Consider the following 22,815-nt stretch of genomic DNA (forward strand, 5'->3'; position numbering starts at 1 on the left):
ATGAGTCGATTCTGGAGCCCCTTCGTCAAGGATCTGGTGCCTTACGTGCCGGGCGAGCAGCCCAAGCTGGCCCGCCTGGTCAAGCTGAACACCAACGAAAACCCCTACGGCCCGTCGCCCAAGGCGCTGGAGGCCATGCGCGGCGAGCTGAACGACAACCTGCGCCTGTACCCGGACCCGAACGGTGACCGGCTGAAGCAGGCGGTGGCCGAGTACTACGGCGTGACGCCGGCACAAGTGTTCGTCGGCAACGGCTCGGACGAGGTGCTGGCGCACATCTTCCACGGCCTGTTCCAGCACGACGCACCGCTGCTGTTCCCTGACATCAGCTACAGCTTCTACCCGGTCTACTGCGGCCTGTACGGTATCGCCTTCGAGCAGGTGGCGCTGGACGAGCAGTTCCAGATCCGCATCGAGGACTACAACAAGCCCAATGCCGGCATCATCTTCCCCAACCCCAACGCGCCGACCGGTTGCCTGATGCCGCTGCAAGCGGTGGAGCAGTTGCTGCAGGCCAACCGTGATTCGGTGGTGGTGGTCGATGAAGCCTACATCGACTTCGGTGGCGAAACGGCGATCAGCCTGGTGGACCGCTACGACAACCTGCTGGTCACCCAGACCCTGTCGAAGTCGCGTTCGCTGGCCGGGCTGCGGGTTGGCCTGGCGGTGGGGCACCCGGACCTGATCGAAGCGCTGGAGCGAATCAAGAACAGCTTCAACTCCTACCCGCTGGACCGTGCCGCGATCGTCGGCGCGGCGGTGGCATTCGAGGACCGCGAGTACTTCGAGGAAACCTGCCGCAAGGTGATCGACAGCCGCGAGGTGTTGGTCGGGCAGCTGCAGGCCAAGGGCTTCGAAGTGCTGCCGTCGGCGGCCAACTTCATCTTCGCTCGCCATCCGCAACAAGATGCCGGTGAGCTGGCTGCACGCCTGCGCGAGCAGGGCGTGATCGTGCGCCACTTCAAGCAGCCGCGCATTGCCCAGTTCCTGCGCATCACCATCGGTACGCCAGAGATGAACCAGGCGCTGCTCGATGCGTTGACCTGACGTCATCCACTGCCCTGCGCGGTCCTTGTAGGAGCGGCCTTGTGTCGCGATAGGGCCGCAAAGCGGCCCCAGCAGTTTTTGCATCTGCGCTGAAATCCAGGGGCCGCTTTGCGGCCCTTTCACGACACAAGGCCGCTCCCACAAAAAATCGCGCCAGGTTTCTAATCGCAGCTCTCTCCAATGACAAACACTTTGCCCACCGGTATGCTGCGCCAATTCATCGGATGATTGGTTGAGTTGCATGAGTACCGAATTGACCAGGCGGTCCCTGGTCGAACTGGCCGTCGAGCGCATGCGCGAGCGCATCGTGCTGGGCGACTGGCAGGTTGGCCAGCGTTTGCCGACCGAGCCGGAACTGGCCCTGCAGTTGGGCATAAGCCGCAACACCGTACGCGAGGCCATGCGTGTGCTGGCATTCAGTGGCCTGGTGGAGATCCGCCAGGGCGACGGCAGCTACCTGCGCACGGCCCAGGACCCGCTGCAGGCGGTGCAGGCGATGTCACGCTGCACGCCCGAGCAGGCCCGTGAAACCCGGCACATCCTCGAAGCCGAGGCCATCGGCCTGGCCGCACTGCGCCGAACCGACGCCGACCTGCAGGCGCTGCGTGATGCCCTGGCCAGCAGTGCCGGGCATTTTCACGGTGATATCGATGCTTATGTGGCCTGCGACCTGGTGTTTCACCAGCGGCTGGTCGATGCCGCCCACAACCCGGCCTTGAGTGAGCTGTACCGGTACTTTTCCGGGGTGGTGGCTGCCGCGCTGCAGCACAACATGGCGACCGTGCCGCGCTGCCAGGCCACGTTCGACCTGCATGGGCAGATCCTTGCCGCCATCGAGCAACGCGATGCGGAGCAGGCCAAGCGCCTGAGCCGTACCCTTATCGAATCCTGACTCCGAGAAGGCCATGGCTGATTCCATCACCCGTAACACCCCACCGAGCGAGCGGGACCTCGAAGAGTTGCTGATCGACGCCGAGGCTGACGACGAACAGGTCCAACAGCAGCCGGTACAGGTACAGCGGCCTTGGCTGTTGTTGCTCGGCCTGGTGCTGGTGGCTTTGAACCTGCGACCGGCATTGTCGAGCATGGCGCCAGTGCTGGGCCAGGTGTCCGAAGGCCTGGGGCTGAACGCCTCGCAGGCCGGTTTGCTGACTACCTTGCCAGTGCTGTGCCTGGGCCTGTTCGCCCCTTTGGCGCCGGTGCTGGCGCGGCGCTTTGGCAGCGAGCGGGTGATCCTCGGCATTCTCGCTACCCTGGCGCTTGGCATTGTCGTGCGCAGTAGCCTGGGGGCCACCGGGGTGTTCCTCGGCAGCCTCATGGCGGGGGCCAGCATCGGCATCATTGGCGTGCTGTTGCCGGGCATCGTCAAGCGCGATTTCCCGCAGCACGCTGGCACGCTGACCGGCGTGTACACCATGGCGTTGTGCCTGGGCGCCGCCATGGCGGCTGGCGCCACGGTGCCCCTGGCCCAGCATTTCGACGGCTGGGCGCTGGGGCTTGGCTTCTGGATGTTGCCGGCCCTGCTGGCCATGCTGGTATGGCTGCCGCAGGCCCGCCAAGGTCATGGCCTGCACAAGGTCGCCTATCGCGTGCGTGGGCTGTGGCGTGATCCGCTGGCCTGGCAGGTGACCCTGTACATGGGCCTGCAGTCGTCACTGGCCTACATCGTCTTTGGCTGGTTGCCATCGATCCTGATCGGTCGCGGCCTGAGCCCGACCGAGGCGGGGCTGGTGCTGTCGGGGTCGGTGATCGTGCAGTTGGTCAGTTCGCTCAGTGCGCCCTGGCTGGCCACTCGCGGCAAGGACCAGCGCCTGGCGATCGTGCTGGTCATGCTGATTACCCTGGCCGGCCTGTTCGGTTGCCTGTATGCGCCGCTTTCCGGGCTGTGGGGCTGGGCGGTTGTGCTGGGCCTGGGGCAGGGCGGTACCTTTGCCCTGGCGCTGACCTTGATCGTGCTGCGCTCGAAGGATGCCCATGTGGCGGCGAACCTGTCGAGCATGGCGCAGGGGGTGGGTTATACCCTGGCGTCGATGGGGCCGTTTGCGGTGGGGCTGGTGCATGACCTGACCGGGGGCTGGGCGGCAGTGGGGTGGATCTTTGCCGTGCTGGGGGTGGGGGCCATCGTGTTCGGCCTGGGCGCCGGGCGGGCTTTGCATGTGCAGGTGAGCAGCGAGAAAGTCTGAAGGGGTATGTTGGCAGTGCCGGCCTCTTCGCGGGTAAACCCGCTCCCACAGGGATCGCACACATCTTGAAGTCATGTTGTACCTGTGGGAGCGGGTTTACCCGCGAAAGGGCCGGTACTGGCATAAGCAACCGGGGCAGATTATCGTGCTGCTTTCATCCCCCCAGGACGGACCAGCCCCATGAGCGACGCCAACCGCGACCTGATCACCCGCTTCTACCAGGCCTTCCAGCGCTTGGACGCCGAGGCCATGGTCGCCTGCTACAGCGACGATATCGTCTTCAGCGACCCGGTCTTCGGCACCTTGCGTGGCAAGGATGCAGGCGACATGTGGCGAATGCTCACCAGCCGGGCCAAGGACTTCACCCTGACCTTCGACAACGTCCGCGCCGATGAACGCACAGGCGCCGCACATTGGGTGGCCACCTACCTGTTCAGCCAGACCGGCCGCATCGTGGTCAACGATATCCAGGCGCGTTTCCTGATTCGTGACGGGCTGATCTGCCAGCACGATGACCACTTCGACTTGTGGCGCTGGTCGCGGCAGGCGCTGGGTGTGCCTGGCATGCTGCTGGGCTGGTCGCCGCTGGTGCAGAACAAGGTACGCCAGCAGGCGTTCAAAGGCCTGCGGGCATACCAGCATGCTCAAGGCAGCGCTACCGCCTGATCACTCTCGTGGTAGCTGAAGGCGGCGCGTTCATTGAGGTCGTTCGGTAGACGAATACGAATGACAGGTATGAATGTGCCGTTGGTCCTGTGCCAATCCTGCTGATCGGCCTGAGCTTGTTGCAATGCGCCGTAAGCGCCTTCGATATGGAAGAACGACTGGATTGGCAGCTTGCTGGATTGCTTTTCGTCCCACGCACCGATCACCACCTCGTTCCACGGGAACGGTAGTTCAGGCGCAAACAACTGTTTGGCGCGTATGCTCTGGTAGAAGGCTTCAGCTCGCTCGGGAACCCGCGCCCGGCGGATATCGAATGCGCATTGGGCCTTGTAGTCGCCGCTTTGCCGGAACCGCGCCATCCATTGCTCGGCAGTGAGTATTCCCTGTTCATGGCAAGCCGCTTCGGTTGGGGCCGTCTGCCGATTGTCGCCGCAACCTCGGTTGTCACGCTCCCAGGTGTCGCCGTCAGTGGGCCAGGCGCATAGCATTTCATAGCGCAAGCTATCTTTTGGGCGTTGCAGCATCGGGTACAGGGTAAAACCGCTACGGCCGTCGGCAGCCAGCTGCGTGGTGGGAATGTCGCTGCGCAGGTATGAAAACGATACGCCGCCTTTGTCCTTGCTGTTCTGGCTATGATGCCAGGAATGATAACGCGGTGAAGGTTTGGTCGACCTTAGCAAGACGCCCGAACAGGCGTGGGCAGGTACCGCGTTGCCCGGGCAATGCGCGGGCGTGGAGTCGTAGTTTTTCTGCAACTGTTCGGCGGTCCGGGCGCCGATGGAGGCCTGGGCGGTGGATACGCCGGCCAATAGGGCAGCGGCAAGCAAGGTGCGGGATACTGAAGTGAGCATGATGAAGCCCTTCTGGGGTGGGCTCACCAAATTAATGATGGAAAGAGCAGGCGTCGTGAGTGAAAAAGTGCCGGATCAGGCAGTAAAACCCTGGTATGTCTACTTGGTAAGGGCTGCCAATGGATCGCTGTATTGCGGTATCAGCGATGACCCGCAGCGGCGCTTTCTGGCGCACCAGAAAGGGCAGGGCGCGCGTTACTTCAAGACCAGCCCGGCCCAGGCGCTGGTGTATGTGGAGCAATGGCCGGACAAGGGCGAGGCGTTACGCCAGGAGCGGCTGGTGAAGCGGCTGCGCAAGTCGGCGAAGGAGGCGTTGGTGGCCTCGTATCTGGTCGGTTCGGCATAAGATTGCGGGGCCCTTGTGGGAGCGGGTTTACCCGCGAAGAATTCGACGCGGTGCATGGCACCGGCTTCGCCGGTGTTCGCGGGTGAACCCGCTCCCACAGGGCCCCGGGGCCATCAGTCCTTGCGCCGCTTCAACTGATCCACCAAGGTGGTCGGAAGGCCTTTGATGATCAAGGTCCCTGCCTCCTCGTCATACTCGACCTTGTCCCCCAGCAGGTGCGCTTCGAAGCTGATCGACAACCCCTCGGCACGCCCGGTGAAACGGCGGAACTGGTTGAGGGTGCGCTTGTCTGCGGGGATTTCCGGCGACAGGCCGTAGTCCTTGTTGCGGATGTGGTCGTAGAACGCCTTGGGCCGGTCCTCGTCGATCAGGCTGGACAGCTCTTCCAGCGTGACCGGCTCGCCCAGTTTGGTCTGGGTTGTGGCGTACTCGACCAGGGTCTGGGTTTTTTCGCGGGCAGACTCTTCCGGCAGGTCTTCGCTCTCGACGAAGTCACTGAAGGCCTTGAGCAGGGTGCGGGTTTCGCCCGGGCCGTCGACGCCCTCCTGGCAGCCAATGAAGTCGCGGAAGTAGTCCGAGACCTTCTTGCCGTTCTTGCCCTTGATGAACGAAATGTACTGTTTGGAGTTCTGGTTGTTCTTCCACTCCGACAGGTTGATGCGCGCCGCCAGGTGCAGCTGGCCAAGGTCGAGGTGGCGCGAAGGCATGACGTCGAGCTCGGCGTTCACCGCCACGCCTTCGCTGTGGTGCAGCAGGGCGATCGCCAGGTATTCGGTCATGCCTTGCTGGTAGTGGGCAAACAGGATGTGGCCGCCGGTGGACAGGTTGGACTCTTCCATCAGCTTCTGCAGGTGCTCCACGGCCACGCGGCTGAAGGCGGTAAAGTCCTTTTCTTCGTCCAGGTACTGCTTTAGCCAGCCGCTCAGCGGGTAGGCGCCGGACTCACCGTGGAAAAAGCCCCAGGCCTTGCCTTGCTTGGCGTTGTAGCTGTCATTGAGGTCGGCCAGCAGGTTTTCGATGGCGTCGGAGGCGGCCAGTTCGCAATCGCGGGCATGCAGCACGGCGGGGCTGCCATCGGGCTTTTTGTCGATCAGGTGAACGATGCAATGACGGATTGGCATGAAATTCTCGGCGAGCTGCAAAAGTCGTCCAGTTTACCCTAGACACAAGGTGGTGCAGTGGCCGGATGTTGGCGGAAATGCCGGTTGTTCGTTTTTTGTTCAAATTTGTGCGTTTTAGGCTAAAACCCCCGAAAAACCTGCATTAAATCGAAGCGCGCAGCGGATATTTATCCGTTCCTGTGGTAGCTTTGCGCGGTCTTGCGCCCCTTGTGTGGCGCATTGCTGGCAGCGTGCTGTCGTCGTGTCGAACCAAACGTCGATTTGCGTATCTACATACGCGATTGGCGCGGCCCTCCACTTTCAGGGGCTGGCCCGATAACGTCGTAGTCCGCTGCATAACCATCGAATTTGATAGGGAAGGAACACCACCATGGCATTGACCAAAGACCAACTGATTGCCGACATCGCCGAATCGATCGCCGCGCCAAAAGCCACCGCCAAGAACGCTCTGGAGCAACTGGGCCAGATCGTTGCCGACCAGCTGGAAAACGGCGCTGAAATCACTCTGCCAGGCATCGGCAAGCTGAAAGTCGCTGAGCGTCCTGCCCGTACCGGCCGCAACCCTTCGACTGGCGCTGCCATCGAAATCGCTGCCAAGAAAGTCGTCAAGTTCGTTCCAGCCAAAGTGCTGACCGACGCCATCAACAAGTAATTGTTGAAGCTTTGACGAAACCGCGCCCGGCTTGCCCGGGCGCGGTTTTTTCATGCCTGGGTTTTACGCCCGGCGTGCCAGGCCTGGCGCGCGGCGTCGTCGTGGAAGCTCCAGGCGACCATGCGGCTCTGCTTCTGCCCTTGGCCCATTTCACTGATGCGCACGGCCTTGGCGCCCGCTTTCCTGAGCGCAGCCTCGATCCCCGGCAGGTTGCTGGCCTTGGACACCAGGCTGGTGAACCACAGTACCCGCTCGGCGTACTGCACGCTTTCGCTGACCAGTTGGCTGACAAAGCGGATCTCGCCGCCTTCGCACCACAGTTCGTTGTTCTGGCCGCCGAAGTTGAGCACCGGCAGCTTGCGCTTGGGGTCCTGCTTGCCGAGGTTCTTCCACTTGCGCTGGCTGCCACGGGTGGCTTCGTCGCGTGAGGCATGGAAGGGCGGGTTGCACAGGGTGAGATCGAAGCGTTCGCCCTCCTGCAGCAGGCCGTTGAGGATGTGCGCACGGTTGGCCTGCTGGCGCAGGGTGATGGCCTTGCCCAGGCCGTTGGCCTGGACGATGGCCTTGGCCGAAGCCAGGGCCACGGGGTCGATGTCCGAGCCGAGGAAGCGCCAGCGGTAGTCGCTGTGGCCCAGCAGCGGGTAGATGCAGTTGGCCCCCACGCCGATGTCCAGCGCACGCACCTGGGCGCCCTTTGGGATCTCGCCGGCATTGTCGTCGGCCAGCAGGTCGGCGGCCACGTGGATGTAGTCGGCGCGGCCGGGAATCGGCGGGCACAGGTAGTCGGCGGGGATATCCCAGTGCTGGATGCCGTACTGGGCCTTCAGCAGGGCACGGTTGAACACCCGCACGGCCTCGGGGTTGGCGAAGTCGATGCTGGGTTTGCCGTGTGGGTTGGTGATGGTGAAGCGCGCCAGGTCAGGGTGGGCCTTGATCAGGCTGGGGAAGTCGTAGCGGCCCTGGTGGCGGTTGCGCGGGTGCAGGGTGGGTTTGTTCGGGGTCATGGCAGTGTCCAGCCCTATACGAGCGGTGGCTGATAGAGCCTGGGGCTGCTTTGCAGCCCTTTCGCGACACAAGGCCGCTCCTACAGAATAGCGGCGCCCTTCAGACCGGCGCCGTCCCTGTAGGAGCGGCCTTGTGTCGCGAAAGGGCCGCAAAGCGGCCCCAGCTTTTTCTCTAGTGATTAAAGCGCTGCAATCCGCGCATGCTGCTCGGTGAAGTTGGCCAGGGCCTGTTCGGACTCGGCCAGCTTGGCGCGTTCCTTCTCGATCACGGCAGGTGGTGCCTTGTCGACGAAGGCGGCGTTGGAAAGCTTGCCACCCACGCGAGCCACTTCACCCTGCAGGCGCTGGATTTCCTTGTTCAGGCGCGCCAGCTCGGCATCCTTGTCGATCAGGCCGGCCATTGGCACCAGCACTTGCAGGTCACCGACCAGGGCGGTGGCCGACAGCGGCGCTTCGTCGGCATCGCCCAGTACGGTGAACGATTCGACCTTGGCCAGCTTCTTCAGCAGGGCTTCGTTTTCCTGCAGGCGACGCTGGTCGTCGGCGTTGGCGTTCTTCAGGAACAGCGGCAGCGGCTTGCCCGGGCCGATGTTCATTTCGGCGCGGATGTTGCGCAGGCCGACCATCAGCTCCTTGAGCCACTCGATGTCGCCTTCGGCGGCAGCATCGATGCGGCTTTCATTGGCCACCGGCCATGGCTGCAGCATGATGGTCTTGCCTTCGATGCCGGCCAGCGGCGCGATGCGCTGCCAGATTTCTTCGGTGATGAACGGCATGAACGGGTGCGCCAGGCGCAGCGCCACTTCCAGCACGCGCACCAGGGTGCGGCGGGTGCCACGGGCGCGCTCGACTGGGGCGTTCTCGTCCCACAGCACTGGCTTGGACAGCTCCAGGTACCAGTCGCAGTACTGGTTCCAGATGAACTCGTACAGCGCCTGGCTGGCCAGGTCGAAGCGGAACTGCTCCAGCTGGCGGGTCACTTCGGCTTCGGTACGCTGCAGCTGCGAGATGATCCAGCGGTCGGCCAGCGACAGCTCGTAGGCTTCGCCGTTCTGGCCGCAGTCCTCGCCCTTGTCCAGCACGTATCGGGCGGCGTTCCAGATCTTGTTGCAGAAGTTGCGGTAGCCTTCGACGCGGCCCATGTCGAACTTGATGTCGCGGCCGGTGGAGGCCAGCGAGCAGAAGGTGAAGCGCAGGGCGTCGGTGCCGTAGCTGGCGATACCTTCGGGGAACTCGGCCTTGGTCTGCTTGGCGATCTTTTCGGCAAGCTTGGGCTGCATCATGCCGCTGGTGCGTTTTTCCAGCAGGGCGTCGAGGGTGATGCCGTCGACGATGTCCAGCGGGTCCAGCACGTTGCCCTTGGACTTGGACATCTTCTGGCCCTGGCCGTCACGTACCAGGCCGTGCACGTACACGGTCTTGAACGGTACCTGCGGGGTGCCATCCTCGTTCTTGATCAGGTGCATGGTCAGCATGATCATGCGCGCAACCCAGAAGAAGATGATGTCGAAGCCGGTCACCAGCACGTCGGTGGAGTGGAACTTCTTGAGGAACTCGGTCTGTTCCGGCCAGCCCAGGGTGGAGAAGGTCCACAGTCCCGAACTGAACCAGGTGTCGAGTACGTCGTCGTCCTGGCGCAGGACCACGTCTGCGCCCAGGTTGTGCTTGGCGCGCACTTCTTCCTCGTTGCGGCCGACATAGACCTGGCCGGCCTCGTCGTACCATGCCGGGATGCGGTGGCCCCACCACAGCTGGCGGCTGATGCACCAGTCCTGGATGTCACGCATCCAGGAGAAGTACATGTTCTCGTACTGCTTGGGCACGAACTGGATGCGGCCATCTTCCACGGCGGCGATGGCAGGTTCTGCCAGCGGCTTGGTGGAAACGTACCACTGGTCGGTCAGCCACGGCTCGATGACGGTGCCCGAACGGTCGCCTTTCGGCACTTTCAGCGCGTGGTCATCGATGCTGACCAGCAAGCCCTGGGCATCCAGGTCGGCGACGATCTGCTTGCGCGCGACGAAGCGGTCGAGGTTGGCGTATTGGGCCGGCAGGCGGGTGTCCACCTGCTCGTTGACGCTGCCGTCGAGGTTGAAGGCCTGCGCGCTGGCCAGCACGAAGGCGTTCTTGTCGAAGATGTTCAGCAGCGGCAGGTTGTGGCGCTTGCCGACTTCGTAGTCGTTGAAGTCGTGGGCCGGGGTGATCTTCACGCAGCCGGTACCGAACTCGGGGTCGCAGTAGTCGTCGGCGATGATCGGGATGCGGCGGCCGACCAGCGGCAGTTCGACGAACTTGCCGATCAGTGCCTGGTAGCGCTCGTCGTTCGGGTTGACCGCCACGGCGGCGTCACCCAGCAGGGTTTCCGGACGGGTGGTGGCGACTACCAGGTAGTCCTTGCCTTCGGCGGTCTTGGCGCCGTCGGCCAGTGGGTAGCGCAGGTTCCACAGGTGGCCCTTCTCGTCGTGGTTTTCCACTTCGAGGTCGGAGATGGCCGTGTGCAGCTTGGTGTCCCAGTTGACCAGGCGCTTGCCGCGGTAGATCAGGCCGTCTTCATGCAGGCGCACGAAGGCTTCCTTGACCGCTTCGGACAGGCCGTCGTCCATGGTGAAGCGCTCGCGGCTCCAGTCGACCGACGAGCCCAGGCGGCGGATCTGACGACTGATGTTGCCACCGGACTGGTCCTTCCATTCCCAGACCTTTTCCAGGAACTTTTCGCGGCCCAGGTCATGCCGGTTCTGGCCCTTGGCCTCGAGCTGGCGCTCGACCAGCATCTGGGTGGCGATACCGGCGTGGTCGGTGCCTGGCTGCCACAGGGTGTCGCGGCCTTGCATGCGGCGGAAACGGATCAGGGCGTCCATGATCGCGTTGTTGAACCCGTGGCCCATGTGCAGGCTGCCGGTCACGTTCGGCGGCGGGATCATGATGGTGTAGGACTCGCCTGCACCTTGTGGGGCGAAATAGTTCTCGGACTCCCAGGTGTTGTACCAGGAAGTTTCGATGGCGTGCGGCTGGTAGGTCTTATCCATGCGCGGCGGGACCCTGTGCATTTATTCGGGAAAGCCGGGAAGTATAACCAAGCTGGGGGCCGCAGGCGACAAGCTGCTGCTATCTGGCAGGCAGGGACGGCCTATTCGCGGGTAAACCCGCTCCCACAGGAGCTGCGCAAGCTTTGAGACTTGCGCCGGTCCTGTGGGAGCGGGTTTACCCGCGAAGAAGGCACCGCCGAATTTCGGTTTTACTCGGAACGCTTGATCAACCGCTCGATCCGCGCATCCAGCCGGCGCTTGATCTCGTTCTCGATGTGCGGGGTGAAGTCGTTGATCACGTCCTGCATGATCATCTGCGCCGCCGCACGCAGTTCGCTTTCCAGGTGCAGCAGGGTGTCCTGGCGACGGGTCTGCGGGTCATCTTCGGGTTCGGCAGCTACCGGTTCGGCCGCAGGCACATGATTGCCGGGCGCTTCTTCCAGCAGCAACGGGATCTGCTCCACCGTCTCGGTCAGCAGCGGCGGTTGCAGGTCGGCGTCGCCAAGCAACTGGCGTATCGACTCGAGGTCATCGAGCAGATGGGCGGAATCGGGCAGGGGGGAGGGCTTGTCCATCGTCGTCAAAGTCGCTGTAAGCGGTGGTCTTGCAGAGCATAGCCCTGTTCACGGTAGAAACGGAATCGTTCACGGGCCGATTGGCGGATGCCAGGCTCTTCAACGACTATTTCGGCCACCCGCTCGAACTGGCCGACGAAGGCCGGTACGCCGGCGCCCAGGTTGATCAACAGGTCGTGGTGCTCGCCTGCACTGTCAGCGGCCAGGCCCAATGCCACACTGGCATCGGCATGCACTTCCGCGAGGTCGTGGGGCACGAAGGCCTCGCCCTTGAAGCGCCACAGGCGTTGGTCCAGCTCGCTGCGCTGCTCGGCGTCCTGGCAATGCAGGTAGACCCGGTGGCCAAGGCGCCAGGCCTTTTCGCACAGCTTGCAGGCGAAATCGAGCCGCGCCGACAGCGAGTCGGTGGGCAGGATGTAGAAATCGACTTTGCTCATGGTGGTATCGCCGGCCGGTGGCGCGCGGGGCGCCACCGGCTTCATGGCGTCAGGCGCCAGCGCGGTCCAGCAGGTACTGGGTCAGCAGGGGCACAGGGCGGCCAGTGGCGCCCTTGTCCTTGCCACCGCTGACCCAGGCGGTGCCGGCGATGTCCATGTGCGCCCAGTCGTAGGCCTTGGCAAAGCGCGACAGGAAGCAGCCGGCGGTGATGGTGCCGGCCTTCGGCCCGCCGATGTTGCCCATGTCGGCGAACGGGCTGTCCAGTTGCTCCTGGTACTCATCGAACAGCGGCAGCTGCCAGGCACGGTCGTCGGCGCGCTTGCCGGCGTCGAGCAACTGGCCGACCAGGTCGTCGTTGTTGCCCATCAGGCCGGTGGTGTGGCTGCCCAGGGCGACGATGCAGGCACCTGTCAGGGTGGCGATGTCGATGACTGCCTGCGGCTTGAAGCGCTCGGCGTAGGTCAGGGTGTCGCACAGCACCAGGCGGCCTTCGGCGTCGGTGTTGAGGATTTCCACGGTCTGCCCGCTCATGGTGGTGACGATGTCACCCGGGCGGGTGGCGCCGCCGCTCGGCATGTTCTCGGCGCAGGCCAGCAGGCACACCAGGTTGACCGGCAGCTGCAACTCGAGCACCGCACGCAGGGTGCCGAGGACGCTGGCGGCACCGCACATGTCGTACTTCATTTCGTCCATGCCGGCACCAGGCTTGAGGCTGATGCCGCCGGTGTCGAAGGTAATGCCCTTGCCCACCAGCACGAACGGCTTGTCCGCCTTCTTGCCGCCCTGGTAGTTGAGCACGATCAGGCGTGGTGGCTGGTCGCTGCCCTGGCCGACGGCGTAGAACGCGCCCATGCCCAGGTCCTTGATCTTCTTCTCGTCCAGCACTTCGACTTTCAGCGCCTTATGCGCCTTGCCCAGGTCCTTGGCCTGTTCGGCCAGGAAGCTTGGGTGGCACAGGTTGGGCGGCAGGTTGCCCAGGTCGCGGGTGAAAGCCATGCCGGTGGCGATGGCGCTGGCATGCTTGACGGCACGCTCGACCTCGGCCTGGCCGGCCTTGTCGGCCAGCAGGGTGACCTTCTTCAGGGCGCGCGGCTCGGCCTTCTGGCTCTTGAAGCGATCGAACACGTATTCGCCGTCGAGCAGGGTTTCGGCCAGCAGGCGGTACTTGCCATAGTGGGCATCGCGGTTGCTGACCGCGATGTCGTCCAGGGCCAGCACTGCGTCAGCGCCGTTCAGGCCCTTGAGCACGCCAGCGACGCTGGCGACCAGTTTGCGCCAGGCGCGGTCGCCCAGGGCTTCGTCCTTGCCGCTGCCCACCAGCAGTACGCGCTCGGCCTTCAGGCCCGCGAGGTTCTGCAGGAGCAGGGTCTGGCCCGGCTTGCCGGCCAGGTCGCCACGCTTGAGCACGGCACTGATGGCGCCCTCGCTGGCCTGGTCGACGGCCTTGGCCACGGCGCCGAGCTTGCGGTTTTCACCTACCGGGAGGACCAGGGTGGCGGTTTTTACGGATGCAGCAGCTACGCTTTTTACAACCAGTTCCATGTCAGGATCCCCGAATGATCGATACAGTCGGCGCTGTGTGTTCCAGCGCTCTGGACGGGCCTGGCCGCGTCGTCGCGCGCCAGCGGAAAAGCTGCCAGTTTGAGCCTGCGGCAAGCGTGCTGACAACCCCGTTGTGCGCCTTCATGCGCGGCGAAGTGACAGGGGCGGTCAATCACAGGATAATGCGCGCACTTTACATGGAGGTTCGCCTTTGGCGAACCGGCATTGGTCTTGGCTGTACTAAGTCATTGTCTGGCGCCATTGATTGGCAGTCCGCCCTGACAACCCAGGAGTGTCTGGTTTGATCGTCTTTCGTTATCTGTCCCGCGAGGTCCTGGTGACCTTGAGCGCCGTCAGCGCCGTGCTGCTGGTGATCATCATGAGTGGGCGCTTCATCAAGTACCTGGCCCAGGCTGCCCAGGGTGTGCTCGACCCGAGCGTGCTGTTCCTGATCATGGGCTTCCGCCTGCCGGGCTTCCTGCAGCTGATCCTGCCTCTGGGGCTGTTCCTCGGCATTCTCCTGGCGTACGGGCGCCTGTACCTGGAAAGCGAGATGACCGTGCTGTCGGCCACCGGCATGAGCCAGCAGCGCCTGCTGGGCCTGACCATGGCGCCGGCCGCCCTGGTCGCCCTGCTGGTAGCGTGGCTGAGCTTGAGCCTGGCACCGCTGGGCGTGGCCCAGGTGCAGCAGATCATCGCCCAGCAGGATGCCCTGACCGAGTTCGACACCCTGGTGCCGGGCCGCTTCCAGACCCTGCGCGACGGCTCGCGGGTGACCTACACCGAAGAGCTGTCGGACGACCGCATCAACCTGGCCGGGGTGTTCATTTCCGAGAAGCGCTTCAACCAGGACAAGACCAAGGACCGCGCCCCGTCGGTGCTGGTGGCCGAAAAAGGCCACCAGGAAATCCAGGCCGACGGCAACCGCTACCTGGTGCTGGAAAACGGTTACCGTTACGACGGCAACCCGGGCCAGGCCGATTACCGTGCAATCAAGTACGACACCTACGGCGTGCTGCTGCCCAAGCCGGAAGTCGCCGAGGAAGTGACCGATCGCGAAGCCATCCCCACTTCCGAGCTGATCGGCAAGAAAGGCCTGCGTGAGCGCGCCGAGCTGCAATGGCGGCTGTCGCTGCCGATCCTGGTGTTCATCGTCACCATGCTGGCGGTGCCGCTGTCCCGGGTCAACCCGCGCCAGGGCCGCTTCCTCAAGCTGCTGCCGGCAATTCTTCTGTACATGGCCTACCTGACAATGCTGATTTCCGTACGCGGCGCCCTCGAGAAGGGCAAACTGCCGATCGCCCTGGGCATGTGGTGGGTCCACGGCCTGTTCCTGCTGATCGGCCTGGGCCTGATGTACTGGGAGCCGCTGCGTCTCAAACGCGCCGCCCGTCGTGCGGAGGTGGCCCATGGGTAAGCTCGACCGCTACATCGGCCAGAGCGTGCTGCTGGCCATCCTCGCCGTGCTGGGGATCATCCTCGGCCTGGCTTCGCTGTTTGCCTTCATCGACGAGATGAGCGACCTGAGTGACACTTACACGGTGATGGAGGCGGGCAACTTCGTCCTGCTGACCGCACCGCGGCGCCTGTACGAAATGCTGCCGATGGCCGCCTTGATCGGCTGCCTGATCGGCCTGGGCAGCCTGGCCAGCAGCAGCGAACTGACCATCATGCGTGCTGCCGGGGTTTCCATCGGGCGCATCGTCTGGGCGGTGATGAAGCCGATGCTGGTACTGATGCTGGTCGGCCTGCTGATCGGCGAGTACGTGGCGCCGGTGACCGAGAACAAGGCCCAGGCCGACCGTTCCCTGGCCCAGGGTGGTGGTGATGCGCAAAGCTCCAAGCGCGGCATGTGGCACCGCCAGGGCGAGGAATACGTGCACATCAACGCCGTGCAGCCCAACGGCCTGCTGCTGGGTGTGACCCGTTACCGCTTCGACAGCGAGCGCAAGATCGTCACCTCGAGCTTTGCCCGCCGTGCACAGTACCAGGACGACCACTGGATGCTCAGCGACGTGCGCACCACCTTCTTCCGTGGCGACCACACCGAAGTGGTGACCGCGCCGAAGGAACGCTGGGACGTTTCGCTCACGCCGCAACTGCTCAATACCGTGATCCTGGCGCCGGAGTCGCTGTCCATCACCGGGCTGTGGGACTACATCCACTACCTGTCCGACCAGGGCCTGAACAATGCCCGTTACTGGCTGGCGTTCTGGACCAAGGTGTTGCAGCCGATGGTGACCGCGGCGCTGGTGCTGATGGCCATTTCCTTCATCTTCGGCCCGCTGCGTTCGGTAACCCTTGGCCAGCGCGTGTTCACCGGTGTACTGGTGGGCTTCGTGTTCCGCATCGCCCAGGACCTGCTGGGGCCTTCGAGCCAGGTGTTCGGCTTCCCGCCGCTGCTGGCGGTGGTGATCCCGGCAGGCATCTGTGCGCTGGCCGGTGTGTGGTTGTTGCGCCGGGCAGGTTGATGGCCTGAGCTGTACAAAAAAGCCGACCTCAGGGTCGGCTTTTTGCTGCTTGACCAATAGCTGTAGGCTTGCGGCGAACTTGTAGGAGCAGCCTTGTGCTGCGAAAGGGCCGGTCTGGCAAAACACTCTCGTTGCCAGTGATGGCCTCTTCGCAGCACAAGGCTGCTCCTACAGGTACATTGGTTGCCCTGAAGCTTGTACTTATCTCTTCTGCTTCGGCACCCGCACCAGCTGGCTTTCCGAATAGATGTCATGCCAGCCCCTCTGGCGCTTGTCGATCAACACCCAGAAAAACCCCAGCCCCAGGCACAGCCACGAGGCAATCGACACCACGAAGCGCAGCAGCGCCTGCCACAGGCTGATGGCCGTGCCATCGGCGTTCTGCACCCGCACGCCCCACACCTGCATGCCCAGGGTCTGCCCGCCATGGGTCCAGAACTTGGCAAAGAAACCGAACAGGACGAACAGCAACACGGTGGACAACAGCGGGTCGCCGTCCAGTGCGCCAGCCTCGGTCAGCTCACGCATGCGGGCTTCGCCGATGATCGCCATCTGGATCATCTTGTAGGCGCCGGCGGTCACGATCAGCAGCGCCGTGCACAGCAGGAAGTCGTAGAACATCGCCGCCAGGCGCCGGCCCAGGCCGACCGGCGGAAAATCACCCTGGGGTGTGAGCAGAGGCTTGGACATGCAAAACGGCTCCAGAAGACGAAGCCGCTATTCTACGGGCAAAAAAAAGCCCCTGCACTTGGCAGGGGCTTTTCTCGAAGTCGGGTTCGGCTTAGCCGGCGACCTGAACTTTGTCAGCCTGCATGCCTTTCTGGCCCTGGACTGCTTCGAAGGTGACCTTCTGGCCTTCTTTCAGGCTCTTGAAGCCGTTACCTTCGATAGCGCGGAAGTGCACGAACAGATCCGGACCGCTTTCTGGGGTGATGAAGCCGTAACCTTTTTCGTCATTGAACCACTTGACGGTACCGTTCTGACGCTCAGCCATTGTCTTATTTCCTATGAAGCTTGAATTTTGATGACAGTTTCTTTTGCAATAAAGGAAGCAAAAGATTACTGGGCTGGGTTGCAGGAAAGTAAGAGACGTCGAACGGGTTGTAGCAGATTGCGGCTACTGGCCCAGGTCACGAACTGTTGCGACCCATGCAAACACAGTGCAGTGACTCTACGCCAACTCCCGAGCGAAAAACAAGCCCTTGGTCGTATGGAAAATCGGCCGTTTGCCGATAACCGACCGATTTGTCGGAAACGGCATGGCGCCTGGCCTGGCGCCATGTTCAAAAGTTATTGGACAGGTTCGAAAACGAATATGTCGAACCTGCCCGCAACCTTCACAAAGCGGCTTCAGCCCCGGTAGTAACGTTGTGCCACGAAAGGCATTTTGCTGACTTTCAAGGCAACCTTCTTGCCGCGCACCAGGGCAAACAGTGAGGTGTCGATAGCGCTATGTTCACTATCGATATAACCCATTGCTACAGGTGCACCGAGTGTCGGGCCAAAGCCGCCGCTGCACACTTTGCCTACAGGTTTATCGTTTGCATCGACAATATCCGCGCCTTCACGTACTGGGGTACGCTCCTGCGGCAACAGGCCCACACGTTTGCGCGCCACACCATCGCGCTGATGAGCGAAGATGGCCTCGGCACCCGGGAAACCGGCGGCACGCGCGCCATCGGCACGGCGAACCTTGGAAATTGCCCACAACAGGCTGGCTTCCACCGGCGTGGTTTCGGTGTTCATGTCGTGGCCATACAGGCACAGGCCGGCTTCCAGGCGCAGCGAGTCACGCGCACCCAGGCCGATCGGCTGTACTTCGGGCTCGGCCAGCAGGCGGCGGGCCAGGGCTTCGGCGGCATGTACCGGTACCGAGATTTCGTAGCCGTCTTCGCCGGTGTAGCCCGAGCGGCTGACGAAGCAGTCTTCACCCAGCACTTTCACCGGGCGGAACTGCATGAAGGTCATGCCGGCCACTTCCGGGGCCAGGCGCTCCAGCACCTTGACCGCCGCCGGGCCTTGCAGGGCCAGCAGAGCGCGCTGCTCGAACAGCGGCTGCACCTCGCAACGGCTACCGATGTGCGCTTGCAGGTGGGCCAGGTCCTGGTCCTTGCAGGCGGCGTTGACCACCAGGAACAGCGTGTCGTCGCCCAGGTTGGCGACCATCAGGTCGTCGAGGATGCCGCCTTGCTCATTGGTGAACATGGCATAGCGCTGCATGCCCACCGGCAGGTCGATGATATCCACCGGCACCAGGCTTTCCAGGGCCTTGGCGGCATCGCTGCCGCGCAGGGTGATCTGGCCCATGTGCGAGACATCGAACAGGCCGGCCTGCTCGCGGGTGTGCAAGTGTTCCTTGAGCACGCCCAACGGGTACTGCACCGGCATGTCATAGCCGGCGAACGGCACCATGCGCGCACCCAGTTCCAGGTGCAGGGCGTGCAGTGGGGTCTTGAGCAGTGTTTCGGACATCGGTGACTCCTTGCTGTTGTTGTCGGGTCAACATTCGATGATGTTGACGGCCAGGCCGCCACGGGCGGTCTCTTTGTATTTGCTTTTCATGTCGGCGCCGGTCTGGCGCATGGTGCGGATGACCTTGTCGAGCGACACGTAGTGCTGCCCGTCGCCGCGCAAGGCCATGCGCACCGCGTTGATCGCCTTCACCGAGCCCATGGCGTTGCGCTCGATGCAAGGCACCTGGACCAGCCCGCCAATCGGGTCGCAGGTCAGGCCCAGGTTGTGTTCCATGCCGATTTCGGCAGCGTTCTCCACCTGCTGCACGGTGCCGCCCATCACCTCGCACAGCGCCCCGGCGGCCATCGAGCAGGCCACGCCGACCTCGCCCTGGCAGCCTACTTCGGCGCCGGAGATGGAGGCGTTTTCCTTGTACAGGATGCCGATGGCCGCGGCGGTGAGCAGAAACCGCACCACCCCGTCCTCGTTGGCTCCCGGTACGAAGCGCATGTAGTAATGCAGCACCGCCGGAACAATGCCCGCCGCGCCGTTGGTCGGCGCGGTGACCACACGCCCGCCGTAGGCGTTTTCCTCGTTCACTGCCAGGGCATAGAGGTTGACCCAGTCGAGTACCGACAGGGCATCGCGCAGGCTGGCTTCCGGGTTGCGGCTCAGTTGGCGGTACAACGCCGGCGCTCGGCGCTTGACCTTGAGCCCGCCCGGCAGGATGCCTTCATGCTGGCAACCGGCTTCGACGCAGTCCTGCATCACTTGCCAGATGCGCAGCAGCCCGGCACGGGTTTCCGCCTCGGGGCGCCAGGCCGCCTCGTTGGCCAGCATTACCTGGCTGATCGACAGGTTTTGCCCGGTGCAATGGCCGAGCAGCTCCTTGGCGGTCTTGAACGGGTAGGTCAGCGGTGTGCTGTCCTCGACGATGCGGTCGTGGCCGGCAGCGTCCTGGTCGACCACGAAACCGCCGCCCACCGAGTAGTACTCGCGGCTGCGGATTTGCAGGCCGGCCTCGTCGAAGGCGCGGAAGATCATGCCGTTTGGGTGGTAGTCCAGCGGCTTGCGAATCATCGCCAGGTGCTGCTTTTCGATGAACGCGATGCTGTGCTCGCCGAGCAGGTTCAGCCGACCGCTGTCGCGGATGGCCAGCAGGCGGGCAGGGATGGTGTCGGTGTCGATGACATCGGGGTGTTCGCCTTCAAGGCCCAGCAGCACGGCCTTGTCGCTGCCGTGGCCCTTGCCGGTGGCGCCGAGCGAGCCGTACAGCTCGGCCTTGACGCTGACCGTGCGGGCAAGCAGGCCATCACGGCGCAGTCCTTCGGCGAAACGCGCGGCGGCGCGCATCGGGCCGACCGTGTGCGAGCTGGAGGGGCCGATGCCGATCTTGAACAGGTCGAAGACGCTCAAAGACATGGTGGACCTCCAGCCAGGAATATTGGGCAAACGCTGAACCCTGTGGGAGCGGGCGCGCCCGCGAATGCGTCGTTGAAGCCAACATCGCATTCGCGGGCACGCCCGCTCCCACAGTGGACCACACCTCGAGTCAGGTGGCGGGCCCGAGGGCTATCAGGCGTCCTGATAGCTCTCGATCGACGGGCAGGCGCACACCAGGTTGCGGTCGCCGAACACGTTGTCGACCCGGCCGACCGGCGGCCAGTACTTGCCTTCCACCAGGCTCGGCAGCGGGTACACCGCCTGCTCGCGGCTGTAGCCATGGGCCCATTCGCCAACCAGCTCGGCCGCAGTGTGCGGGGCGTTCTTCAGCGGGTTGTCGTCCTTGTCCAGGCTACCGTTCTCGACCGCGCGAATTTCTTCGCGGATCTGGATCATCGCGTCGCAGAAGCGGTCCAGTTCTTCCTTGGACTCGCTTTCGGTCGGTTCGATCATCAGCGTGCCCGCCACCGGGAAGGACATGGTCGGGGCGTGGAAGCCGAAGTCGATCAGGCGCTTGGCCACGTCGTCGACGCTGATGCCGCTGGTGTCCTTCAGCGGGCGCAGGTCGAGGATGCACTCGTGGGCCACCAGGCCATTGCCGCCGGTATACAGAACAGGATAGTGCTCTTCCAGGCGACGGGCGATGTAGTTGGCGTTGAGGATCGCCATCTGCGAGGCACGCTTGAGGCCGGCACCGCCCATCATGCGGATGTACATCCAGGTGATCGGCAGGATGCTGGCGCTGCCGAACGGCGCGGCACAAACCGCGCCCTCGGTGTTTTCCAGCTGCGCGTGGCCGGGCAGGAACGGCGCCAGATGCGACTTGACGCCGATCGGGCCGACGCCCGGGCCGCCACCGCCGTGCGGGATGCAGAAGGTCTTGTGCAGGTTCAGGTGGGATACGTCGCCGCCGAACTTGCCCGGGGCGCACAGGCCGACCATGGCGTTCATGTTGGCGCCGTCGATGTACACCTGGCCACCGTTGTCGTGGATGATCGCGCAGATTTCGCCGATCGCTTCCTCGAACACGCCGTGGGTCGACGGGTAGGTGATCATGATCGCGGCCAGGCGCTCGCGGTGCTCGATGGCCTTGGCGCGCAGGTCCTCGACATCGACGTTGCCGCGGGCATCACAGGCGGTGACCACCACGCGCATGCCGGCCATGTGCGCGGTTGCCGGGTTGGTGCCGTGGGCCGACGACGGGATCAGGCAGATGTCGCGGTGGCCTTCGCCACGGCTGCGGTGGTAGGCGCGTATGGCCAGCAGGCCTGCGTACTCGCCCTGGGAACCGGCGTTGGGCTGCAGCGACACGGCGTCATAGCCGGTGGCGGCGCAGAGCATGGCTTCCAGCTCGGTGGTCATCTGCAGGTAGCCCTGGCTCTGCTCGGCCGGGGCGAACGGGTGCAGATTGCCGAACTCGGCCCAGGTGACCGGGATCATTTCGCTGGCGGCGTTCAGCTTCATGGTGCACGAGCCCAGCGGGATCATGCTGCGGTCCAGCGCCAGGTCCTTGTCGGCCAGGCGGCGCAGGTAGCGCATCAGCTCGGTTTCGCTGTGGTAGCGGTTGAATACCGGGTGCGCGAGGATGGCCGACTGGCGCAGCAGGGCGGCAGGCAGCAGCGAGCCGGTGCTGGCGGCCAGGGCGTTGAAGTCCGGCTGGGCCTGGTCGCCACCGATCAGCTGCCACAGGGCCTCGACATCGGCCTGGCTACTGGTTTCGTCCAGCGACAGGCCCACGTGGGCGGCGTCGATCTGGCGCAGGTTGATGCCCTGGGCGCGCGCCTTGTCATGCAGGCTGGCAGTGGCACTGCCGGTGGCCAGGGTCAGGGTGTCGAAGGCGCTGGCGCCCACCACCTGCACGCCCAGCGTCTTCAGGCCGGCGGCCAGGATCGCGGTCAGCGCATGGGTACGTTCGGCGATGCGCTTGAGGCCGGCCGGGCCGTGGTATACGGCGAACATGCTGGCGATGTTGGCCAGCAGTACCTGGGCGGTGCAGATGTTGCTGGTGGCCTTTTCGCGGCGGATGTGCTGCTCGCGGGTCTGCATGGCCAGGCGCAGGGCGGTCTTGCCGAAGCGGTCGATCGACACGCCGACCAGGCGGCCCGGCATGTCGCGCTTGAACGCGTCACGGGTGGAGAAGTAGGCCGCGTGCGGGCCACCGAAGCCCAGTGGCACGCCGAAGCGCTGGGCGCTGCCGATGGCCACGTCGGCGCCGAACTCGCCCGGCGGGGTCAGCAGGGTCAGGGCCAGCAGGTCGGCGGCCACGGCGACCAGGGCGTTGGCGGCGTGGAAGCGCTCGACCACTTCGCGGTAGTCGAACACTTCACCGTTGCTGGCCGGGTACTGCAGCAGGGCGCCGAAGAAGGCGCTGACATCGCCCAGCTCGCGCTCGTCGCCGACCACGATCTCGATGCCCAGCGGCTCGGCACGGGTGCGCAGCACGTCGAGGGTTTGCGGGTGGCAGTGCACGGAGGCGAAGAAGGCGTGGCTGGCCTTGTTCTTCGACAGGCGCTTGCAGAAGGTCATGGCCTCGGCCGCAGCGGTGGCTTCGTCGAGCAGGGAGGCGTTGGCGATCGGCAGGCCGGTCAGGTCGCTGATCAGGGTCTGGAAGTTCAGCAGCGCTTCCAGGCGGCCCTGGGAGATTTCTGGCTGGTACGGGGTATAGGCGGTGTACCAGGCCGGGTTTTCCAGCAGGTTGCGCAGGATTGGTGCCGGAGTGTGGGTGTTGTAGTAGCCCTGGCCGATGTAGCTCTTGAACAGCTGGTTCTTGCCGGCGATGGCCTTGAGCGCGGCAAGCGCGTCGGCTTCGCTCTGGCCGTCGTGCGAGCCGAGCACGCTGGTGCCTTTGATGCTGTCGGGAATGACCGCGGCGGTCATGGCTTCCAGCGAGTCGAAGCCGAGGGCGGCCAGCATGGCCTGCTCGTCAGCGGCGCGCGGGCCGATGTGGCGGGCGATGAATTCGTTGGCGGTGCCGAGGTTGATGGTCATGGCGGGGT

General features: G+C 64.1%; 20 protein-coding genes. 8 read left to right on the forward strand and 12 right to left on the reverse strand.

Annotation, left to right across the window (positions count from 1 at the left end):
- The 4 genes from hisC to ABIB24_RS04470 all read left to right on the forward strand — a co-directional run bounded on the left by hisC (nt 1) and on the right by ABIB24_RS04470 (nt 3,896).
- On the forward strand, nt 1-1,047 hold the full coding sequence (hisC, locus tag ABIB24_RS04455; protein WP_075043871.1) for a histidinol-phosphate transaminase: 1,047 nt from the start codon (nt 1-3) through the stop codon (nt 1,045-1,047).
- 241 nt (nt 1,048-1,288) lie between these two features.
- Complete coding sequence (locus ABIB24_RS04460; RefSeq protein ID WP_274119720.1) at nt 1,289-1,939, forward strand: FadR/GntR family transcriptional regulator; 651 nt, start codon at nt 1,289-1,291, stop codon at nt 1,937-1,939.
- A gap of 13 nt (nt 1,940-1,952) precedes the next feature.
- Nucleotides 1,953-3,230, forward strand: coding sequence for a CynX/NimT family MFS transporter (locus ABIB24_RS04465; protein WP_274078563.1), 1,278 nt, complete (start codon nt 1,953-1,955; stop codon nt 3,228-3,230).
- Nucleotides 3,231-3,410: 180 nt separating this feature from the next.
- The gene (locus ABIB24_RS04470; protein ID WP_137163057.1) at nt 3,411-3,896 is read left to right on the forward strand and encodes a nuclear transport factor 2 family protein; all 486 of its coding nucleotides are present in this window, start codon (nt 3,411-3,413) and stop codon (nt 3,894-3,896) included.
- Here the strand turns inward: ABIB24_RS04470 and ABIB24_RS04475 are convergent.
- On the reverse strand, nt 3,875-4,747 hold the full coding sequence (locus ABIB24_RS04475) for a hypothetical protein (protein WP_137163058.1): 873 nt from the start codon (nt 4,745-4,747) through the stop codon (nt 3,875-3,877). The two genes, ABIB24_RS04470 and ABIB24_RS04475, sit on opposite strands and share 22 nt — an antisense overlap.
- Before the next feature lie 37 nt (nt 4,748-4,784).
- Here ABIB24_RS04475 and ABIB24_RS04480 point away from each other — a divergent pair, with 37 nt between their 5' ends.
- Nucleotides 4,785-5,093 carry a GIY-YIG nuclease family protein gene (locus tag ABIB24_RS04480; protein ID WP_137164766.1) on the forward strand — a complete coding sequence of 103 codons (309 nt, stop codon included), beginning with the start codon at nt 4,785-4,787 and terminating at the stop codon, nt 5,091-5,093.
- A gap of 113 nt (nt 5,094-5,206) precedes the next feature.
- Here the strand turns inward: ABIB24_RS04480 and yejK are convergent, their stop codons facing one another.
- Nucleotides 5,207-6,214 (reverse strand): nucleoid-associated protein YejK, encoded by a 1,008-nt coding sequence (gene yejK, locus ABIB24_RS04485; RefSeq protein ID WP_085664594.1) that lies wholly within the window; start codon nt 6,212-6,214, stop codon nt 5,207-5,209.
- 370 nt (nt 6,215-6,584) lie between these two features.
- Here yejK and ABIB24_RS04490 point away from each other — a divergent pair, with 370 nt between their 5' ends.
- On the forward strand, nt 6,585-6,866 hold the full coding sequence (locus tag ABIB24_RS04490) for an HU family DNA-binding protein (protein ID WP_003257928.1): 282 nt from the start codon (nt 6,585-6,587) through the stop codon (nt 6,864-6,866).
- 50 nt (nt 6,867-6,916) lie between these two features.
- Here ABIB24_RS04490 and rlmF read toward each other — a convergent pair whose 3' ends face one another.
- From rlmF to ABIB24_RS04515, 5 genes are all read right to left on the reverse strand, one after another.
- Nucleotides 6,917-7,870 (reverse strand): 23S rRNA (adenine(1618)-N(6))-methyltransferase RlmF, encoded by a 954-nt coding sequence (rlmF, locus tag ABIB24_RS04495; RefSeq protein ID WP_274078564.1) that lies wholly within the window; start codon nt 7,868-7,870, stop codon nt 6,917-6,919.
- Between the two features lie 179 nt (nt 7,871-8,049).
- Nucleotides 8,050-10,896 (reverse strand): valine--tRNA ligase, encoded by a 2,847-nt coding sequence (locus tag ABIB24_RS04500; protein ID WP_013971095.1) that lies wholly within the window; start codon nt 10,894-10,896, stop codon nt 8,050-8,052.
- Between the two features lie 209 nt (nt 10,897-11,105).
- Nucleotides 11,106-11,471, reverse strand: a complete 366-nt coding sequence (locus ABIB24_RS04505) for a hypothetical protein (protein WP_013971096.1) — start codon at nt 11,469-11,471, stop codon at nt 11,106-11,108.
- A gap of 5 nt (nt 11,472-11,476) precedes the next feature.
- On the reverse strand, nt 11,477-11,908 hold the full coding sequence (locus ABIB24_RS04510; protein WP_137163060.1) for a DNA polymerase III subunit chi: 432 nt from the start codon (nt 11,906-11,908) through the stop codon (nt 11,477-11,479).
- 49 nt (nt 11,909-11,957) lie between these two features.
- Nucleotides 11,958-13,451, reverse strand: coding sequence for a leucyl aminopeptidase (locus tag ABIB24_RS04515; RefSeq protein WP_025337839.1), 1,494 nt, complete (start codon nt 13,449-13,451; stop codon nt 11,958-11,960).
- Nucleotides 13,452-13,752: 301 nt separating this feature from the next.
- Here ABIB24_RS04515 and lptF point away from each other — a divergent pair, with 301 nt between their 5' ends.
- Nucleotides 13,753-14,868, forward strand: a complete 1,116-nt coding sequence (lptF, locus tag ABIB24_RS04520; protein WP_015269075.1) for an LPS export ABC transporter permease LptF — start codon at nt 13,753-13,755, stop codon at nt 14,866-14,868.
- Complete coding sequence (gene lptG / locus ABIB24_RS04525; RefSeq protein ID WP_075043879.1) at nt 14,861-15,922, forward strand: LPS export ABC transporter permease LptG; 1,062 nt, start codon at nt 14,861-14,863, stop codon at nt 15,920-15,922. Before lptF ends, lptG begins: the two co-directional genes overlap by 8 nt.
- A 201-nt stretch (nt 15,923-16,123) precedes the next feature.
- Here the strand turns inward: lptG and ABIB24_RS04530 are convergent, their stop codons facing one another.
- The 5 genes from ABIB24_RS04530 to gcvP form a co-directional block, all read right to left on the reverse strand.
- Entirely contained in the window at nt 16,124-16,612 is a 489-nt protein-coding gene (locus ABIB24_RS04530; protein ID WP_137163062.1) for an RDD family protein, read from the reverse strand.
- A 91-nt stretch (nt 16,613-16,703) separates the two neighbouring features.
- Nucleotides 16,704-16,916 carry a cold-shock protein gene (locus ABIB24_RS04535; protein WP_003257941.1) on the reverse strand — a complete coding sequence of 71 codons (213 nt, stop codon included), beginning with the start codon at nt 16,914-16,916 and terminating at the stop codon, nt 16,704-16,706.
- 356 nt (nt 16,917-17,272) lie between these two features.
- Entirely contained in the window at nt 17,273-18,394 is a 1,122-nt protein-coding gene (gene gcvT, locus ABIB24_RS04540) for a glycine cleavage system aminomethyltransferase GcvT (protein ID WP_137163063.1), read from the reverse strand.
- A gap of 27 nt (nt 18,395-18,421) precedes the next feature.
- On the reverse strand, nt 18,422-19,798 hold the full coding sequence (locus ABIB24_RS04545) for an L-serine ammonia-lyase (protein ID WP_137163064.1): 1,377 nt from the start codon (nt 19,796-19,798) through the stop codon (nt 18,422-18,424).
- Between the two features lie 153 nt (nt 19,799-19,951).
- Entirely contained in the window at nt 19,952-22,807 is a 2,856-nt protein-coding gene (gcvP, locus tag ABIB24_RS04550) for an aminomethyl-transferring glycine dehydrogenase (RefSeq protein WP_085616775.1), read from the reverse strand.
- Nucleotides 22,808-22,815 lie beyond the last annotated feature (8 nt).

The organism is Pseudomonas sp. UYEF17 (assembly GCF_040546125.1).
GTDB lineage: Bacteria > Pseudomonadota > Gammaproteobacteria > Pseudomonadales > Pseudomonadaceae > Aquipseudomonas > Aquipseudomonas putida_Z.

Coding starts and splice junctions, on each gene's coding strand:
- hisC (WP_075043871.1), top strand. CDS start 1: ATGAGTCGATTCTGGAGCCCCTTCGTCAAGGATCTGGTGCCTTACGTG.
- ABIB24_RS04460 (WP_274119720.1), top strand. CDS start 1,289: ATGAGTACCGAATTGACCAGGCGGTCCCTGGTCGAACTGGCCGTCGAG.
- ABIB24_RS04465 (WP_274078563.1), top strand. CDS start 1,953: ATGGCTGATTCCATCACCCGTAACACCCCACCGAGCGAGCGGGACCTC.
- ABIB24_RS04470 (WP_137163057.1), top strand. CDS start 3,411: ATGAGCGACGCCAACCGCGACCTGATCACCCGCTTCTACCAGGCCTTC.
- ABIB24_RS04475 (WP_137163058.1), bottom strand. CDS start 4,747: ATGCTCACTTCAGTATCCCGCACCTTGCTTGCCGCTGCCCTATTGGCC.
- ABIB24_RS04480 (WP_137164766.1), top strand. CDS start 4,785: ATGGAAAGAGCAGGCGTCGTGAGTGAAAAAGTGCCGGATCAGGCAGTA.
- yejK (WP_085664594.1), bottom strand. CDS start 6,214: ATGCCAATCCGTCATTGCATCGTTCACCTGATCGACAAAAAGCCCGAT.
- ABIB24_RS04490 (WP_003257928.1), top strand. CDS start 6,585: ATGGCATTGACCAAAGACCAACTGATTGCCGACATCGCCGAATCGATC.
- rlmF (WP_274078564.1), bottom strand. CDS start 7,870: ATGACCCCGAACAAACCCACCCTGCACCCGCGCAACCGCCACCAGGGC.
- ABIB24_RS04500 (WP_013971095.1), bottom strand. CDS start 10,896: ATGGATAAGACCTACCAGCCGCACGCCATCGAAACTTCCTGGTACAAC.
- ABIB24_RS04505 (WP_013971096.1), bottom strand. CDS start 11,471: ATGGACAAGCCCTCCCCCCTGCCCGATTCCGCCCATCTGCTCGATGAC.
- ABIB24_RS04510 (WP_137163060.1), bottom strand. CDS start 11,908: ATGAGCAAAGTCGATTTCTACATCCTGCCCACCGACTCGCTGTCGGCG.
- ABIB24_RS04515 (WP_025337839.1), bottom strand. CDS start 13,451: ATGGAACTGGTTGTAAAAAGCGTAGCTGCTGCATCCGTAAAAACCGCC.
- lptG (WP_075043879.1), top strand. CDS start 14,861: ATGGGTAAGCTCGACCGCTACATCGGCCAGAGCGTGCTGCTGGCCATC.
- ABIB24_RS04530 (WP_137163062.1), bottom strand. CDS start 16,612: ATGTCCAAGCCTCTGCTCACACCCCAGGGTGATTTTCCGCCGGTCGGC.
- ABIB24_RS04535 (WP_003257941.1), bottom strand. CDS start 16,916: ATGGCTGAGCGTCAGAACGGTACCGTCAAGTGGTTCAATGACGAAAAA.
- gcvT (WP_137163063.1), bottom strand. CDS start 18,394: ATGTCCGAAACACTGCTCAAGACCCCACTGCACGCCCTGCACCTGGAA.
- ABIB24_RS04545 (WP_137163064.1), bottom strand. CDS start 19,798: ATGTCTTTGAGCGTCTTCGACCTGTTCAAGATCGGCATCGGCCCCTCC.
- gcvP (WP_085616775.1), bottom strand. CDS start 22,807: ATGACCATCAACCTCGGCACCGCCAACGAATTCATCGCCCGCCACATC.